Annotated in this window: 15 protein-coding genes; 8 read left to right on the top strand and 7 right to left on the bottom strand. The window is 58.9% G+C overall.

Going from position 1 to position 15,008, the window contains the following annotated elements:
- Positions 1-5: 5 nt before the first annotated feature.
- Both ACR0EK_RS07885 and ACR0EK_RS07880 read right to left on the bottom strand, forming a co-directional pair.
- Complete coding sequence (locus ACR0EK_RS07885; RefSeq protein WP_480899345.1) at positions 6-770, bottom strand: transporter substrate-binding domain-containing protein; 765 nt, start codon at positions 768-770, stop codon at positions 6-8.
- A gap of 44 nt (positions 771-814) precedes the next feature.
- A complete protein-coding gene (locus tag ACR0EK_RS07880; protein ID WP_480899343.1) occupies positions 815-1,612 on the bottom strand; it encodes an ABC transporter ATP-binding protein in 798 nt (265 codons plus the stop codon).
- Between the two features lie 77 nt (positions 1,613-1,689).
- Here ACR0EK_RS07880 and ACR0EK_RS07875 point away from each other — a divergent pair, with 77 nt between their 5' ends.
- From ACR0EK_RS07875 to ACR0EK_RS07855, 5 genes are all read left to right on the top strand, one after another.
- A complete protein-coding gene (locus ACR0EK_RS07875; RefSeq protein ID WP_480899341.1) occupies positions 1,690-2,346 on the top strand; it encodes a TetR/AcrR family transcriptional regulator in 657 nt (218 codons plus the stop codon).
- Positions 2,343-3,527: a pyridoxal phosphate-dependent aminotransferase gene (locus ACR0EK_RS07870; RefSeq protein ID WP_480967726.1), complete on the top strand. Its 1,185-nt coding sequence runs from the start codon at positions 2,343-2,345 to the stop codon at positions 3,525-3,527. Before ACR0EK_RS07875 ends, ACR0EK_RS07870 begins: the two co-directional genes overlap by 4 nt.
- Positions 3,524-5,128, top strand: a complete 1,605-nt coding sequence (locus ACR0EK_RS07865) for a 5-guanidino-2-oxopentanoate decarboxylase (protein WP_480967725.1) — start codon at positions 3,524-3,526, stop codon at positions 5,126-5,128. Before ACR0EK_RS07870 ends, ACR0EK_RS07865 begins: the two co-directional genes overlap by 4 nt.
- Before the next feature lie 3 nt (positions 5,129-5,131).
- The gene (locus tag ACR0EK_RS07860; protein WP_480538906.1) at positions 5,132-5,914 is read left to right on the top strand and encodes a dimethylarginine dimethylaminohydrolase family protein; all 783 of its coding nucleotides are present in this window, start codon (positions 5,132-5,134) and stop codon (positions 5,912-5,914) included.
- A 225-nt stretch (positions 5,915-6,139) separates the two neighbouring features.
- Entirely contained in the window at positions 6,140-7,138 is a 999-nt protein-coding gene (locus ACR0EK_RS07855) for a LacI family DNA-binding transcriptional regulator (RefSeq protein WP_480506802.1), read from the top strand.
- Here the strand turns inward: ACR0EK_RS07855 and ACR0EK_RS07850 are convergent, their stop codons facing one another.
- Both ACR0EK_RS07850 and ACR0EK_RS07845 read right to left on the bottom strand, forming a co-directional pair.
- A complete protein-coding gene (locus ACR0EK_RS07850) occupies positions 7,139-8,272 on the bottom strand; it encodes a Gfo/Idh/MocA family protein (protein ID WP_480967724.1) in 1,134 nt (377 codons plus the stop codon).
- A 37-nt stretch (positions 8,273-8,309) separates the two neighbouring features.
- Entirely contained in the window at positions 8,310-9,413 is a 1,104-nt protein-coding gene (locus tag ACR0EK_RS07845; RefSeq protein WP_480506800.1) for a Gfo/Idh/MocA family protein, read from the bottom strand.
- A gap of 124 nt (positions 9,414-9,537) precedes the next feature.
- Between ACR0EK_RS07845 and iolC the strand changes: the two genes are divergently transcribed.
- Genes iolC through ACR0EK_RS07830 form a run of 3 tightly spaced genes read left to right on the top strand, consistent with a single transcriptional unit; the run spans position 9,538 to position 12,188 of the window.
- Positions 9,538-10,506 (top strand): 5-dehydro-2-deoxygluconokinase, encoded by a 969-nt coding sequence (gene iolC, locus ACR0EK_RS07840; RefSeq protein WP_480899383.1) that lies wholly within the window; start codon positions 9,538-9,540, stop codon positions 10,504-10,506.
- 9 nt (positions 10,507-10,515) lie between these two features.
- Entirely contained in the window at positions 10,516-11,352 is an 837-nt protein-coding gene (locus tag ACR0EK_RS07835; RefSeq protein ID WP_480899333.1) for a 5-deoxy-glucuronate isomerase, read from the top strand.
- The gene (locus ACR0EK_RS07830) at positions 11,349-12,188 is read left to right on the top strand and encodes a class II fructose-bisphosphate aldolase (protein WP_480483305.1); all 840 of its coding nucleotides are present in this window, start codon (positions 11,349-11,351) and stop codon (positions 12,186-12,188) included. Before ACR0EK_RS07835 ends, ACR0EK_RS07830 begins: the two co-directional genes overlap by 4 nt.
- Before the next feature lie 15 nt (positions 12,189-12,203).
- Here ACR0EK_RS07830 and ACR0EK_RS07825 read toward each other — a convergent pair whose 3' ends face one another.
- From ACR0EK_RS07825 to ACR0EK_RS07815, 3 genes are read right to left on the bottom strand one after another with little or no spacing between them, the layout of a single operon-like run.
- Positions 12,204-12,962, bottom strand: coding sequence for an SDR family NAD(P)-dependent oxidoreductase (locus ACR0EK_RS07825; protein ID WP_480483303.1), 759 nt, complete (start codon positions 12,960-12,962; stop codon positions 12,204-12,206).
- Positions 12,959-13,765 carry a 5-deoxy-glucuronate isomerase gene (iolB, locus tag ACR0EK_RS07820; protein WP_480545953.1) on the bottom strand — a complete coding sequence of 269 codons (807 nt, stop codon included), beginning with the start codon at positions 13,763-13,765 and terminating at the stop codon, positions 12,959-12,961. Before iolB ends, ACR0EK_RS07825 begins: the two co-directional genes overlap by 4 nt.
- Before the next feature lie 48 nt (positions 13,766-13,813).
- Positions 13,814-14,995 carry a phytanoyl-CoA dioxygenase family protein gene (locus ACR0EK_RS07815; RefSeq protein ID WP_480899331.1) on the bottom strand — a complete coding sequence of 394 codons (1,182 nt, stop codon included), beginning with the start codon at positions 14,993-14,995 and terminating at the stop codon, positions 13,814-13,816.
- Positions 14,996-15,008: the final 13 nt, after the last annotated feature.

The following is a 15,008-nucleotide window of genomic DNA, read 5'->3' as shown; positions in this document are numbered from 1 at the left end:
ACGGCTTAGTAGATGCTGGTCGAGAAATAGTTCGACGTGATCTTCTCATGCGTGCCATCGGCAAGAATTGCCGCGATGCCCTTGTTCAACGCCGCAAGCAGGTCATCCTGCCCTTTACGAACGCCCGCACCGACACCACGGCCCAAAATGGCGGGATCGTCCTTCACGGCACCTTTGATTTCGCAGCAAGCACCGGCATCCGAATTCACAAAATCAGCCATCGCAATGCTGTCAGCTTGTGTGGCGTCGATCCGACCGGCAAACAGGTCCTGATTGGCCTCATCCTGAGTTTGATAGACGCGCAGTTCGGAATCCTTGAAGTATTCCTGCGCATAGGCTTGGTGGATCGTCGAAGCCTGAATGCCAATGACTTTACCCGCCAGCGATTCCGGGGTTGCTTCGATACCCATTGATTTATCGGCAACGATAACCGCAGGTGTGTTGTAATAAGGATCGCTGAAATCAATGGTTTTCAACCGCTCCTCGGTGATCGACATCGAGGCCATGATGGCGTCGATCTGCTGTCCTGTCAGCGAGGGTATGATACCGTCCCAGGCCACCGGCGTGATAACACAATCAAGTTCCGCAGCAGCGCAAACTGCATTGATGACGTCGATCTCCCAACCGACCCAGTTGCCTGAACTGTCCAGCGACGCGAAGGGCGGATAAGGCTCGGCCGCGATGCCGATCTTGACCTCTTCTGCACTGGCAACACCAGCCGAAAGGACAGCGGCGGCAAGACCGGACGCGAGCAGTTTTTTGACGTTCATTTTGTTACTCCCTTTAGGTTTATTTTGTTGTTTTTTGTAGTGGATCAGGCGACCGAGCTGAGGAACTGCTTCAATCGTTCTGATTTTGGATTTCCGAAGACCTCGGCAGGTGGACCCTGCTCTTCAATGCGGCCCTCGAAAAGATAGACGACATGGTTCGCGACTTCGCGCGCAAATTTCATTTCATGGGTCACAAGCAGCATGGTGCGCCCTTCCGCTGCAAGATCCCGGATCACGGTCAGAACCTCGCCGACAAGCTCTGGGTCAAGCGCTGAAGTTGGCTCATCGAAAAGCATCACCGAAGGATCCACCGCAAGCGCGCGTGCGATGGCGGCGCGCTGTTGCTGACCGCCTGAAAGATAGGCCGGATAGGTGTCGGCCTTGTCACCAAGCCCCACCCTTTTCAGCAGGTCATGCGCCCGCGCGACAGCTTCGGCCCTTGGTACCTTAAGGACATGTACCGGTACCTCGATCACGTTTTCCAAAAGTGTGCGATGTGTCCACAGATTGAACTGCTGGAAAACCATCGCCAGCCGTGTACGGATACGTTCGATCTGGCGGCGGTTCGAGGGGCTGCCGTCGGCATGCATTTCAACCAGCTCACCGCCGATCGTGATCTTTCCCGAGCTTGGTGTTTCCAGAAAGTTGATACAGCGCAGCATCGTGGATTTGCCCGAGCCTGAGCCCCCGATGATGGCAACGACATCGCCCTTGTTCGCTGTCAGCGAGACACCTTTCAAAACCTCCAGCGTGCCGAAAGACTTGTGCAGGTCCTCAACCCTTATCGCCTCTTCAGACGTGGTTGCTTCGCGTGCGGGTGTTGCTGCTTTGGCTGTGTCCATATCCAAGAATCTTCTGATTTCAGCTTGCAGTAAGCCTTGAATCTCGCAATTATGCAAGTGTATAATAATTCCGTACCATGGATGACCCGGACGTGCAGGACGACAGCCGTAAATTTACACGTGAATCTGCCGAGTTTCGGCGCGAGGCGCTGATCCTGGCGACTTTGAACCTGATTGCCGAGATGGGCGTTCGGGGTGCCACTGTGCGTCAGATCGCGGCCCGCGCGAACGTGACCCAAGGGCTGATCCGGCACTATTTCTCATCCAAGGAGGAACTGGTTCAGGCTGCGTACGAACATCACATGAATACGCTGACCGATCAGACAGCTGCGTCGTCAGGGAAAGGCAGCGCAGTATCTCAGTTGACCAACTTCGTTGATGCGTCGCTGCGACCGCCAATCGTTGATCCAAGCGCTGTGGCCTTGTGGGCCGGCTTCCTGAACAAGGTGCAGCGTGATCCGAAAATGCAACGCATCCACCAGCAAACCTATAACTATTTCCGGGATCAGCTTGAAAAGCTGATCGTCGCCGCATTGCAAGAAACCGGACGTCCAGTTACCACGTCGCAAGCCGTGCAACTGGCCATTGCCTGCAACGCGGTTATCGATGGTCTTTGGCTGGAAGGCGGTGCGCTTCCAGATGAATTTTCCGAAGGTCAATTGGCGCAGATCGGATTGGATTCCGTCAGTGCTATCGTCGGTATCCCATTGATCAAAGAGGTGGAACAACCATGAAGACCACATCGGTGACAGAACGGTTGGCGGGCTTGGGTGGCGCCAAATGGGGCGTACATCTGAAAGCGCGCGACCTTATCAAGGCCGGAGCGGACATCGTCGAAATGACGATAGGTGAACCGGACGTGCCGGTGCCGGACGCGCTGGTCGAAGCCACCGTAACCTCACTACGGGCCCAGCGAACGGGCTACTCCAATGGCCGTGGCGAAGCTGGCTTGCTTGACGCGCTTTCCGCCCGTTACTCGGCTTCCCGCGGACGCGTTTTCGGGCCCGAGAACTTTCTGTGCTTTCCCGGAACGCAGACCGCACTGTTCGCTGCCATGGCCGGCGTTGCTGAGGCCGGTGACGAAGTTCTGGTCGGTGATCCGATGTATGCAACCTACGAAGGGGTCGTGCGTGCGTCCGGGGCGGAAATGGTGCCTGTACCGCTGCGCCCGGATCACGGGTTTCGCATACAGGCCAAAGATATCGCCGCACGCATAACGCCGCGCAGCCGCGCCATTCTTCTGACAACGCCACACAACCCAACGGGCGCGATCCTGACGGCCAAAGAGCTATCCGAGATCGGACAGCTCGCGATTGCACATGATTTGTGGATTATCTCGGACGAGGTCTATGAAGAACTGATCTTTGACGGGGCCAGATTTGTGTCGCCACTGGCAGACCCGGAACTGGCGGATCGTGTAATAGGCGTATCATCCATCTCGAAATCACATGCCGCGCCGGGGTTCCGCAGTGGCTGGTGTGTCGGGCCAGCCGCGTTTTGCGAAGCGCTGCTGCCCTATTCCGAGACCATGCTCTTTGGCAATCAGCCCTTCATCGCGGATATGACTGAAAAGGCGATCCGTGACGGGTCCGAGGTTGCCTCCGGCATGGCCGCCCGTTTTTCGGCACGCGCCACGCTTTTGGCTGATCGTCTCGAAGCAGAAACGGATCTGACCGTTCACCGGCCTCAGGCGGGAATGTTCGCCATGATCAACGTCTCCGCCACCGGGTTGGACGGCGAAGCCTATGCCTGGGACCTGTTGCAGACCGGGGTGGCTGTCATGCCGGGTTCCGCCTTTGGGGACAGCTTGAAAGACTGGGTGCGGGTCGCCCTGACGATCCGCGATACCGACTTTGCCACTGCGGTGTCCCGCATCATCGATGACGCCAACAGAAAATCACGCGAGGTTGCATGAGTGAAATGACCGTGGGCGAAGCATTGGTTGCCAGGCTTCGCCAAAGGGATGTGACCTGCGTCTTCGGAATTCCGGGCGTTCATACGGTCGAGCTTTACCGCGGGCTTGCAGGCTCGGGCATTCGTCACGTTACACCCAGACACGAACAGGGCGCAGGATTTATGGCCGATGGCTATGCGCGCGTGTCAGGCAAACCGGGTGTGGCCTTTGTGATCACCGGGCCCGGATTAACCAATACATTGACGCCGATGGCGCAGGCCCGCGCGGATTCAATACCAATGCTGGTGGTGTCTGGTGTCAACAAAACCGCATCGCTTGGCAGGGGTTTAGGGCATCTGCATGAGTTGCCAGACCAGTTGAGACTGGCCAGAACCGTTGCGTTGTTGTCCGAACAGGTTTCCGCCACCAACGCTCTGGACCCGGCCTTGGACTGCGTGTTCCACACCCTCGCCAACGGTCGACCCGGACCGGTGCATATCGAAGTTCCGTTGGATATCGCAGCGGCTGATTATCAGGAAACACAGGTCGAACCGCTTGTCTCAGCCTCTCCGATTGACCCGGCTTTGATTACACAAGCCGCACAGCAACTGGCCAAAGCGAAGAACGTTGTCATTCTGGCGGGCGGCGGCGCAAAACGTTCCGAGGCTGGATTGCAGGCTCTGGCCGAAGCTCTGGATGCGCCCGTGGTGCAAACGGTCAACGCGCGCGGCCTGATGCACAGGCATCCACTGACCGTTCCGGCCAGCCCCAGCCTGAACGCCGTACGCGGCTTGATAGAAAGCGCCGATTGCGTCCTTGCACTGGGAACCGAGCTGGGCCCAACCGACTATGATATGTATGCCACCGGCCAAATTGCCAAAATGTCAGGGTTGATACGGATTGATCAGTGCGGCGAGCAACTGACGCGACATGTGGCAACGCTCATCATTCAAGGTGACGTCAACTTGGCTGTATCAGCGCTGGTTGACGCCTTGCCGCACAAGCCAAAGCAAAGCGATGGCGCGGAACGTGCAAGCAAAACACGTGACGCCGCCTGGGCGGAAATTGGTCCGGACTATCGCAAACAGGTGGAAATCCTCAACGCAATGCGTTCTGCGGTCCCCAACACCCTGATGGTCGGAGACTCCACCCAACCGATCTATGCCGGCAATCTTTTCTACGATCACGACCGGGCCGGAGGCTGGTTTAACGCGGCAACCGGGTACGGCGCGCTGGGCTATGGAATCCCCGCTGCCATCGGCGCTTCGGTCGCCGATCCCACGGCACGTGTGATATGCATCGCGGGCGATGGGGGCGCGCAGTTTTCTCTGCCTGAAATTATGGCCGCGGTCGACGAAGACCTGCCGATCACCTTCGTGATCTGGAACAACCACGGATACCAGGAAATTGCCACGTCAATGCAGGATGCGGGCGTGACAGTCATAGGATGTGATCCCTCGCCTCCTGATTTTTCGGCGACGGCCAAGTCATACGGTATTCCATTCGCTTCGGTTCCAGCTGAACCGCAGGCTGTCGCGCAGGCATTGCGCCAAACTGCCGCCCAGAACGGGCCGGTAATGATCGAAGTCACCGCTCCGAAATTCGCAGCTCAGAAAGATTGAAACATGTCAGACCCAACCTTTGAGTTTTCCCGCGCCATCACCCGCCGTCCGGCTCCGACTATTGCAGGCGGGTTGCGTGCAGAAGATATCGGAAACCCGGATTTCGACGGGATGACAACGGCGCATAAGGCATATGTGGCAGCACTGAAAAGCACCGGAGCAGAGGTGATCGAACTGGATCCCCTGAACGCGTTTCCCGACGCGCAATTTGTCGAGGATACAGCCCTTTGCCTGCCGCAAGGTGCGATATTGATGCGGCCCGGCGCACCTTCGCGGATGGGTGAAGTGGCTGAAATGGCGCCGACCCTTCGCGACTGCTACGACACGGTTCTGGAAATTCAGGGACCCGGCCATGTCGAGGGTGGAGATATCCTTGTTACCGGTCGCGAAATTCTGGTAGGCCGGTCAGACCGGACTGACGCGGAAGGTGTCGCCGAGCTGGCGAAAATCACCTCGGAGTGGGGGCACAAACTGCGCGAAGTTTTCACGCCCGAGGGCGTCCTACACTTCAAGACAGATTGTTCGCTGATGGACGCCGAGACAATACTGTCGACCCGACGGCTGGATGCATCGGGCTGTTTTGAGGGCTACCGGGTGCTGCATGTTGAGGACGGAGAGGAAGCTGCCGCCAATGCGATCCGCTTCAACAATCTGGTGTTGATGGCCGCTGGCTTCCCACGCACCGCTGAGATGTTGGATCGCGAAGGGTATGAGGTCGTAGAGATCGACAACACCGACTGCGCAAAGCTGGATGGTGGAATGTCCTGCCTTTCGTTAAGGTTCTAAGGGCGTCACCGGTAGCGTTCGATCCTTGGTGTTTCCTGCGAAAACTGTCGCCCGTACCGGTCTTTCCTTTCCCGCCATTCGCTCATAAACATAGGTGGCCGCCGATGATCTCGTCCGCCTAGTGCGACCTGCAACCGGTTGCAAGACTTTTGCGATGGTGCATAATGAATCTCTGATGCAAAACACCTTGATATCTCTGACCATCAACGACCGGAGCCGCACTGCGTGAGCGTGACCCTGAAAGACGTCGCAGCCTTGGCTGGTGTATCGCGATCCGCGGTGTCGCGCACCTTTACCGAAGGCGCCTCGGTCTCTGCAAAAACACGCAGCAAAGTTGAAAAGGCCGCCCGAGAGCTTGGCTACAGTCCCAACGCCCTCGCCTCGTCCCTGACCACCGGGCGCACCAAGTTGATCGGGTTGATTTCGAACAACTTTCACAACCCGATTTTCCTTGAGGTGTTCGATCAGTTCACCCGCGCCTTGCAGGAACGCGGGCTGCGCCCTTTGATCGTGAACCTGACGGACGAGACCGAGCCCGCAAACTCGGTCCGCATGCTGCGCCAGTATTCGGTTGACGCGGCCATCGTTGCCTCTTCGACGCTGCCGCCCAGCTTTGCCAAGGCGTTCCACGATGCGGGCGTACCGGTGGTGCACACGTTCGGTCGCTCGGCCACCTCGCCCGAAGTGCATGTGGTGGGAATCGACAACGTCGAATGCGGGCGCATGGCCGCGCGCGAGCTTTTGGCGCGCGGATACAGGCGTGTCGGCTATCTGGGCGGGCCCAAAGATGCAACCTCGGCACTCGACCGGTATCGCGGGTTCATGGAAGAATTGGCAGATCATCCCGATATCGAATTAAGTCATTGTTTCGCAGGGGCTTATTCCTTCGAGGCCGGCCGCGCCGAAATGTTGCGCCTGTTGGCCAACACCCCGTCCGAAGCGTATTTCTGCGGCGATGACATCCTGTCTGTAGGCGCATTGTCCGCACTGGCTGATCATGGGCTGAAACCCGGTCAGGACATTGGAATTATCGGACTGAACGACATGGAAATGTCGCGCTGGGAAAGCGTTAACCTGACAACGATCCACCAGCCGATCAAGCAGATCATCACCTCATCCGTCGATCTGGTTGTCGAGATGCTGAAAGAGCCTCAGCGCTATCCCGAGGCCCGCATTTTCCCCTGCCGCGTGATCGAACGGGGCACATTGCGGCCCCGCCCCTGATCAGCGAAACATCGGCGGGCGCGCGTCCTTCCACACGCCATCGGCCTTGCCCGATGCAACAGCCGCGTGGACGGCCGCAATGGACCGCAGCCCATCTGCCGCACCGGGCAGACCGCCGCGTCTTTCACCGCGGATCGCGTCCGCCAGATCACAATAGATGTTGGCGACCGCCAGCGGGAACCCCTCGGGGTGCGCTATGGCGACACGCGACAGGCGTTGCACCTCGTCGTGCAAACCGCCCTCACCCTTTTCGATGATCTGAGTACGCCCCCCGACCGGAGTATAGATCAACTGGTTGGGCTGTTCGGACGCCCAGCGCAGCCCACCGGTTTCGCCAAAAACCTGAATGTCAAAGCCATGCTGCCGTCCGATCGCCACCGATGATGTCCAAAGGCGTCCAACCGTGCCGCCCTCCATCCGGAAATTGATCATTGCATCATCTTCCAACTCACGGCTGGCGATGGTCGAGGCCATGTCAGCAGACAGGGTTTTCACCTGATCGCCACAGATGAAACTGGCCATGTGCAACGCATGGATGCCGCAATCGGCAAACTGCCCCGAAACACCGGCCATCGCAGGGTCATAGCGCCAGCGTACGCGCGGGTTATCCGCATCTGTGGCGTCGCCATGATGGCCGTGGCTGAAATTGGTCACCACCAGACGCACCTTGCCGATATCGCCTGCACGCACCATCGCACGGGCCTGACGCACCATCGGATAGGCAGAGTAACAGTAGTTCACCGCACAGATCCTGCCCGAGGCTTCGGCCACGCGCACAATCTCTTCGCCCTCTTCCACCGTCATGGTCATCGGCTTTTCACACAACACGTTAAAACCTGCCTCAAGATAGGCCTTGGTAATCTCAAAATGGGTCGAGTTGGGCGTCGCGATGGTTACCAGATCAACCCGATCCTCGCGGTCTTTTTCGCCAGCCAGCATCTCTTGCCAGTCACCATAGGCACGATCGGCAGCAACACCCAATCGCTGCGCGTATTCGCGGCCCACGTCGGGCCGGTGATCCAGCGCGCCAGCGGCAAACTCAAACAGCCCGTCAGCCTGTGCCCCCAAGCGGTGCGCGGGGCCAATCTGGCTGCCTTCACCACCCCCGATCATGCCCCATCTCAACTTAGCCATGGTCATTGTCTCTCATTGGAATTGTCTCGTAGAGCGATCAGAAATCGCTGATGTCCTGCCACTGCCGCTGATCGGACGAGGCCAGCGCAGCGGCCAGCACGCGGTTGACCTCATGCCCGTCGCGGAACGTGGGCCAGATCGCCTCGCCGGTGTGGATGGCCTGTAGAAAATCCTTAGCCTCGATGATGATCTGATCCTGATAGCCGGTTCCATGACCCGGACCCTGACAGAAGGGCTCATAATCCGGGTGTGCTGGGCCGGTCAGGATCTTGGTGAACCCGCGCGCGGCTTCGGGCCCTTCGCGCTTGTACAGCCACAGCGCGTTCTGGTCCTCCTGATCGAACCGGATGGCACCTTTTGTGCCTGATATTTCATAGGCATATCCCATTTTCCGACCCGTCGCGACGCGGCTGAAATACAGGTTTCCCATCACCCCGTTTTCAAACCGACACATCATCTGGGCATGGTCGTCATTTGTTACCTCACCACCGGGACGGGTTTTGTGAACGGTCTCAACATCGGCCATCACCTGCGCAATGGGCCCGATCAGGGCCAATGCGCCGTTGACCATATGCGGGGCAAGATCGCCGATTGTGCCATTGGCCCTACCGGTTGTGCGCCAGGTGGCCGGGGCCTGCGGATCGGCATAGAAATCTTCGGTATGTTCGCCCCGGAACCACGTGATGTCACCAATCGCGCCATCGGCAATCAACTGGCGGGCATATTGGCTGGCGGGTGTGCGGATATAGTTGAACCCCACCATGTTCACCGCTCCCGAAGCCTCTGCCGCGGCAACCATCGCCCGACTGTCTTCAAGCGATGCACCCAATGGTTTCTCGCACAAAACCGGTTTGCCCAAGGCAAAAGCCGCTTCGGCGATCTGACGATGTGTTGACTGAGGCGAGGCGATCACGATTGACTCGACCCTGGGGTCTTCAACCAAGATGCGCCAGTCATCGGTCGCTCTCTGAAATCCATAGGCCGCCCGGTAGCGTTCGGCACTGTCCGGGCTCGACGCGCAGATGACCTCAAGCCGGGGGCGCAACGCCGTGTTGAACACCGCACCGACGGCCGACATGGCAACGGAATGGGCCTTGCCCATATAACCGCCACCCACGATTCCCACTCCGATTTCAGGCATCTGCCATGGCCTCGCACATTGTGTTTGCAACCGGTTGCAAAATCAGTATCGTGTGAATCGATTCAACGCAAGGTCCAAACTTTGCCCACCCCACTTTGCCGGAGGATATGACGTGAGCGCTTTGATGGAGGGTATCAAAGGAAACCGCTTTGCCGTTCTGGGGCGTGCGGGTATGGACCTTTACGCAGACCCGGTCGGTGTCAAAAGCGAAGAGGCCGATACGTTCCATGCAGATCTTGGCGGCTCGTCCGCGAATATCTGTGCCGGTCTGGTCAAGCTGGGCAGTCAGGCATCCTTGATCACCTCCATCTCGGACGATGCAATTGGTCGGTTCTGCCTCAACCGGTTGCAACATTACGGGGTGGATACCTCTTATATCCGCGTGTTGGGGGGTGAGTATCGCACGTCTCTGGCCCTGTATGAAAGCCGGACCGAGAACTTTCAGAATGTCATCTACCGCAACGGTGCGGTCGATTTTCAGGTTACTGACGCGGATGTCGACAGGGTTGACTATTCATCCTTCTCGGCCCTGATCTCGGCTGGTACCGTCTTTGCGTCGGAACCCTCGCGCAGCGCCACGTTCCAAGGGTTTGAAAACGCGCGCAAAGCTGGCCTTCCGATCATTTTCGATGTTGATTACCGCCCCTACAGCTGGCCGTCGCCAGAAATTGCCGCTGACGTTCTGTCCCGTGCGGGCGAAGCCTGTGACCTGATTGTCGGCAATGATGAAGAGTTCGGGTTCATGGCCGGCGGCATGGAAAAGGGCTTTGCCAAGGCACAGGACCTTGCCAGGAAACCGGGCCGGGTTGTCATTTACAAGATGGGCGAAAAAGGCGCCGTGACGCTGGCGGATGGGCAGGAAATCAAAACCGGGATCTACCCAGTCGACGCCATCAAGCCCGTCGGGGCTGGTGACAGTTTCATGGCGGGGCTTCTGGCTTCGATCGCGGCGGGGCACGCGCTGAAAGACTCGGTGATGCGCGGATCCGCCTGCGCATCCATTGTCGTTTCCAAACCCGGCTGCGCCCCCGCCATGCCCACGACCCCCGAACTGAACGCGTTCCTCGCCTCTCACCCCGGTCCGACCACATAGGAGTATCCCATGCATATCGCGCCCTATGACAATCAGAACAAGCCCATCGTTGACGCCGGTGATCCGACCGTTCCGCTGAACTATTTCAACATCGTCAAACTGAAAAAAGGCGAGGCGTTCGAATACCAGGTGCCGGGCTACGAGACCTGCATCGTCCCTGCAACCGGCAGCGTCGATGTGGATGTCGAAGGCGTTTCCTTCCCCAGTCTGGGCAACCGGGGCGAAGATGTCTGGGATGGCGAGCCCGAGGGCATCTATGTGCCCGTCGGCGCAAAGGTACAGGTGGTCTGCGTTTCTGACGCGACCGAGGTGTTCATTGCCGGTGCGAAATACGACAAGGTGCTGGACCCGTTCGATGTGCGCGAACACGACCTTGTGCAATATGGCAGCGACGACACCAAAACCCACCGCAAGATCAAACACATCCTTGGCCAAAAGCAACACGACAAGGTCGGCCGCCTGCTGGTGAGTGAGCTGTTCACCGTCGGTCAGGGCGGCTGGTCGGGCTTCCCCAGCCACAAGCATGACACCAACCGCCTGCCGGACGAGACCCGCCACGATGAGACCTATAATTTCCGGTTCAAGCCCAACTGGGGCTCGGGCCTTCAGATGTTGCAGCGCGAAGATAACCAGCCGGGCGACGCCTATCACATCGTGGATGGATCGACCGTTTGCATCGACAAGGGCTATCACCCCTGCTGCGTTTTGCCGGGGTACGAGATGTATTATTTCACCATCCTCGGCGGCCTGACCCAGCGTTCTCTGGTGCAGTATTTCCAGCCCACACATGCCTATCAGATCGAGACCATTCCTGGCATCAAAGACATGATTGCGAAATTCAAATGACCCTCGTCACACTGAAAGACGTCCTGCAACCCGCTTATGAACAGGGCTATGCCGTAGGCGGGCTGGTCACACTCGGCTGGGAAGACATGCGCGCCTATGTAGCCGCGGCCGAGGCCGAGAATGCGCCCGTGATCCTGCAAGCCGGACCCAGCTGCCGCGAGCACACGCCACTGCCGATCCTGGGCAAGATGTTCCGGTATCTGGCCGAAAACGCCTCGGTGCCCGTCGTGGCGCATCTGGACCACGGCTATACCTTCGAGGACTGCAAGATCGCGCTGGACAGCGGGTTCACCTCGCTGATGTTCGACGGATCGCGCAAACCCCTGCGGCAAAACATCGATGAAACCGCCGCAATTGCCGAGATGGCCCATGCGGCAGGGATTTCCTGCGAGGGCGAGATTGGTTTTGTCGGGTACTCGGGCGGTGAAGGATCGAACGGCACCGACCCGGCAGAAGCGGCCCAGTTCGCACGTGAAAGCGGTGTGGATGCGATGGCGATATCGGTCGGCAACGTCCATCTGCAACAAAACAAGGAAGGCGGTCTGGACGAAGCCCGTATTGCCGAGATCGACGCCATGACCACAGTACCTCTGGTCATTCATGGCGGGTCGGGCGTGCCGATAGATCAGCGCGTGAAGCTGTCCCGCGAAACCTCGATCTGCAAGTTCAACATCGGGACCGAGCTGCGTATGGCGTTCGGAAATGCCATGCGTGAGGCCGTCAATCGTGACCCGGATCGGTTTGATCGCGTCACGATCCTGAAAGAAACCCACGATCCGGTCGAAGCCGCCGCGCGCATGGTCATCCGTGCCTTTGGCGCACCACCGCAACGTTAACGCGCGCTTTCGCCTTCAGATCGAGCCGCCCTCGACCATGAAGTTGCCCGCGCTGCACATGGCGGCGTCGTCCGAGGCCAGAAACAGAACCATGCGCGCGACATAGACAGGCTCTATCGGATCGGGCAGGCATTGACGGTCCACCTGTTTGGCCAGCGCCTCGGGCGTGACCCACAGGTCTTTCTGGCGCTCGGTCATGATCCAGCCCGGCACCACCGTGTTCACACGAATGCGGTGATCGCCCAATTCGCGCGCCATGGTGCGGGTCAGGCCATGCACCGCCGATTTGGCGGTGGCATAGGCCGGAAAACCTGCCCCGGCCTCCCACCAGGAATTCGATCCTATGTTGACGATCGAACCTGCGCCCTTGGCGATCATACCCGGGGCCACAGCCTGAATGGCAAAGAACATATGGCGGATATTGGTCGCCATCCGCTCATCCCAATAGTCCGGCGTCACCTCGCGCCAGTCGTGGCGGTCATCCTGGGCGGCGTTGTTGACCAGCACATCCGCCTCGCCCAGCTCCTCGACCAGTTGCTCCAGCGCAGCCCGCGTCCCTTCGATATCGCGCAGGTCACATTGCGCAAAGGCGTGTTCACCGTCCAAGTCCGCCAGCAGAGCATGGCCCGCATCCGCATTGATATCCAGAAACCCGACCTTCGCCCCTTGCGCGGCAAAGGCGCGAACGGTTTCCGCACCAATTCCCCCGGCCCCGCCGGTGATGATAACCGTTTTGCCCGCAAGGCTAGGGTAATTGGCGAAGTCTTGGCTCATCCGTCACGCTCCATGATCCATTCGACCTCGGGGGCCAGGGCAAACCGCCATTTGCGCAACGGGCCCGCCATGACGTTCAGATAATACATCTCAAACCCATAGGGCGCGCCGCAAGGGTGATGGCCACGCGGAACGATCACAACATCGCCATCGGAGACAGCCATCGTCTCATCCAACTGGCCATCATCGGTATAAACCCGCTGAATTCCGAACCCGTTGGCCGGGTTGAGGCGGTGGTAATACGTCTCTTCCAGATAGGTGATGCGGGGAAAATCGTCCTCATCATGTCGATGACTGGGGTAAGAGGACCAGTGCCCATTGGGCGTAAAGACCTCAGTCACCAGCAGACTGTCGGCATAATCCTCGTTCTCCATCGCGATATTGTTGATATACCGCGTATTCACACCCTTGCCGCGTTCGGTCAGCGTGATGCCATCCGGCCCGATCCGGCGCGCTTTGTGGCCGCCCTTACCCGGGGCCGAGCACACCGCCACAATGCAGTCGGTTTCCGCCACAGCCTCCCACGCGGTTCCGTTGGGCAGATACAGGCTATGCGGCGGTGTCTTTTCGAACACGTTCATCCGGTCGCCCAATACACCCCAGTCCTGACCGGCCCCGGTGATCCGTGCCTTGCCTTCGACCATCACCAGAATGATCTCGCGGTCTCCTGTCGCCTCGGCCGCCCTGTCACCCGCTTGCAGATGATACAGCCCAAAACCCACATATCGCCATCCGGCACTGTCCGGAGTGATGTCATGTACCTTGCCACGGGTTCCCTTAGGCTTCTTCAGCAGGTCTGCCATTCTTGTTCTCCTTATTGGGCGGGCCTAAACGGCCCGCCTGTTTCGCCCTCAGGCCGCTTGTCGTGCTTGCAGGGCCGAAAGCGCCTCGGACAGTCGGGCCTCGGCCCACCCTTCCGATACGGCCCGGTGCAATATGTCGGCCTGGCTTTCAGGCGCATTGCCACCAATCGGCGGGTCGGTGTCCAGATTGGTCGGGAACGGATAGCCCTCAGCCGTTGCGGCAATCGCCGCATTCAGCTCTGCCGCACTCAGCGCCCCGCGTTGTTTCAGGGCGACCAGCGACGGAAACACCGCCTGCGACATGGACTGCCGGTCAACCATCTCCATCGCACGTCCGAAGGCAGACGAGACCTGCAACAGGTTCGCCATCCGCTGAATATCCGCACTGCTGTTTTCCCCGGCAGCGTGGAACAGCGCCGGGTTGAAGAAAACGGCATCCCCCTTTTCAAGGGGCAACTGAATGTAGTTCTCTTCGAAAAACGCCCGGTGTACCGCATCGTGAAAGGCCAGATATCCCGGCGCATAAAGCTGCGAAAAGGGCAGCAGTTTGGTTGGGCCGCTTTCCACGGGCATGTCACAATGCGCAACCGCCCCCTGCAAGGTCAGCGAAGCCGTCACCAGATGGGCATGGGCCGGATACCGGGCGGCGCTGTCGGCGGATTGAAAGCCCAGATGGTAATCCCGATGCGCCTGCTGTGCCTTGCCGCCGGGGCGCACCTGATTGATCTGCGCGGTCATTTGATAGTTCGGCCCCAGCCACGCTTCGCAAGCCGTTGCAATGGCCACATTCCCGAAATAGAGTGCAAAGCCTTCGGGGTCGCGCAAGCACTGTTTCTGCAATGCGTTCCATATCCGGTCATTCGCGCCCGAGGCCGCGAAGTGGTCGCCTTCTCCGGCCCCGCCCTGACGTTCTTCCTCGATGATCTGCTGGAACACAGCCGTCGCCCGGTCGATCACGGACGTATCCGCAAATGCGCCTTTTAGAACGATCACACCCGCAGATCTGTCCAACACGCCTGCCCATTCCGCCAGCAGCGCTTTTCTTTGATCTGCCTTCTCCAGCGCCGGGCGCAGGGCGTGCATATCATAGATCGGAACGTTCTTTTGTACCGATGCGGCATGAGGCACCGCACCGGTTGTCAGGTTTTGCGAGGTCAACACCTTGAATTCATCCAGATCACAGGATTCCCGGTCAAAATAACCGACATATCCAAGTTCTTGATGTACCATGACAAACTCCTCT

The sequence above is a fragment of the Ruegeria sp. AE4 genome, from assembly GCF_056542185.1.
Note: the sequence above shows the minus strand (reverse complement) of the source record. Positions and strands in the feature narration are given on the sequence as shown.

Coding starts and splice junctions, on each gene's coding strand:
- ACR0EK_RS07860 (WP_480538906.1), top strand. CDS start 5,132: ATGTCAGACCCAACCTTTGAGTTTTCCCGCGCCATCACCCGCCGTCCG.
- ACR0EK_RS07825 (WP_480483303.1), bottom strand. CDS start 12,962: ATGAGCCAAGACTTCGCCAATTACCCTAGCCTTGCGGGCAAAACGGTT.
- ACR0EK_RS07830 (WP_480483305.1), top strand. CDS start 11,349: ATGACCCTCGTCACACTGAAAGACGTCCTGCAACCCGCTTATGAACAG.
- ACR0EK_RS07850 (WP_480967724.1), bottom strand. CDS start 8,272: ATGGCTAAGTTGAGATGGGGCATGATCGGGGGTGGTGAAGGCAGCCAG.
- ACR0EK_RS07815 (WP_480899331.1), bottom strand. CDS start 14,995: ATGGTACATCAAGAACTTGGATATGTCGGTTATTTTGACCGGGAATCC.
- ACR0EK_RS07885 (WP_480899345.1), bottom strand. CDS start 770: ATGAACGTCAAAAAACTGCTCGCGTCCGGTCTTGCCGCCGCTGTCCTT.
- iolC (WP_480899383.1), top strand. CDS start 9,538: ATGGAGGGTATCAAAGGAAACCGCTTTGCCGTTCTGGGGCGTGCGGGT.
- ACR0EK_RS07835 (WP_480899333.1), top strand. CDS start 10,516: ATGCATATCGCGCCCTATGACAATCAGAACAAGCCCATCGTTGACGCC.
- ACR0EK_RS07865 (WP_480967725.1), top strand. CDS start 3,524: ATGAGTGAAATGACCGTGGGCGAAGCATTGGTTGCCAGGCTTCGCCAA.
- ACR0EK_RS07880 (WP_480899343.1), bottom strand. CDS start 1,612: ATGGACACAGCCAAAGCAGCAACACCCGCACGCGAAGCAACCACGTCT.
- ACR0EK_RS07870 (WP_480967726.1), top strand. CDS start 2,343: ATGAAGACCACATCGGTGACAGAACGGTTGGCGGGCTTGGGTGGCGCC.
- iolB (WP_480545953.1), bottom strand. CDS start 13,765: ATGGCAGACCTGCTGAAGAAGCCTAAGGGAACCCGTGGCAAGGTACAT.
- ACR0EK_RS07875 (WP_480899341.1), top strand. CDS start 1,690: ATGGATGACCCGGACGTGCAGGACGACAGCCGTAAATTTACACGTGAA.
- ACR0EK_RS07845 (WP_480506800.1), bottom strand. CDS start 9,413: ATGCCTGAAATCGGAGTGGGAATCGTGGGTGGCGGTTATATGGGCAAG.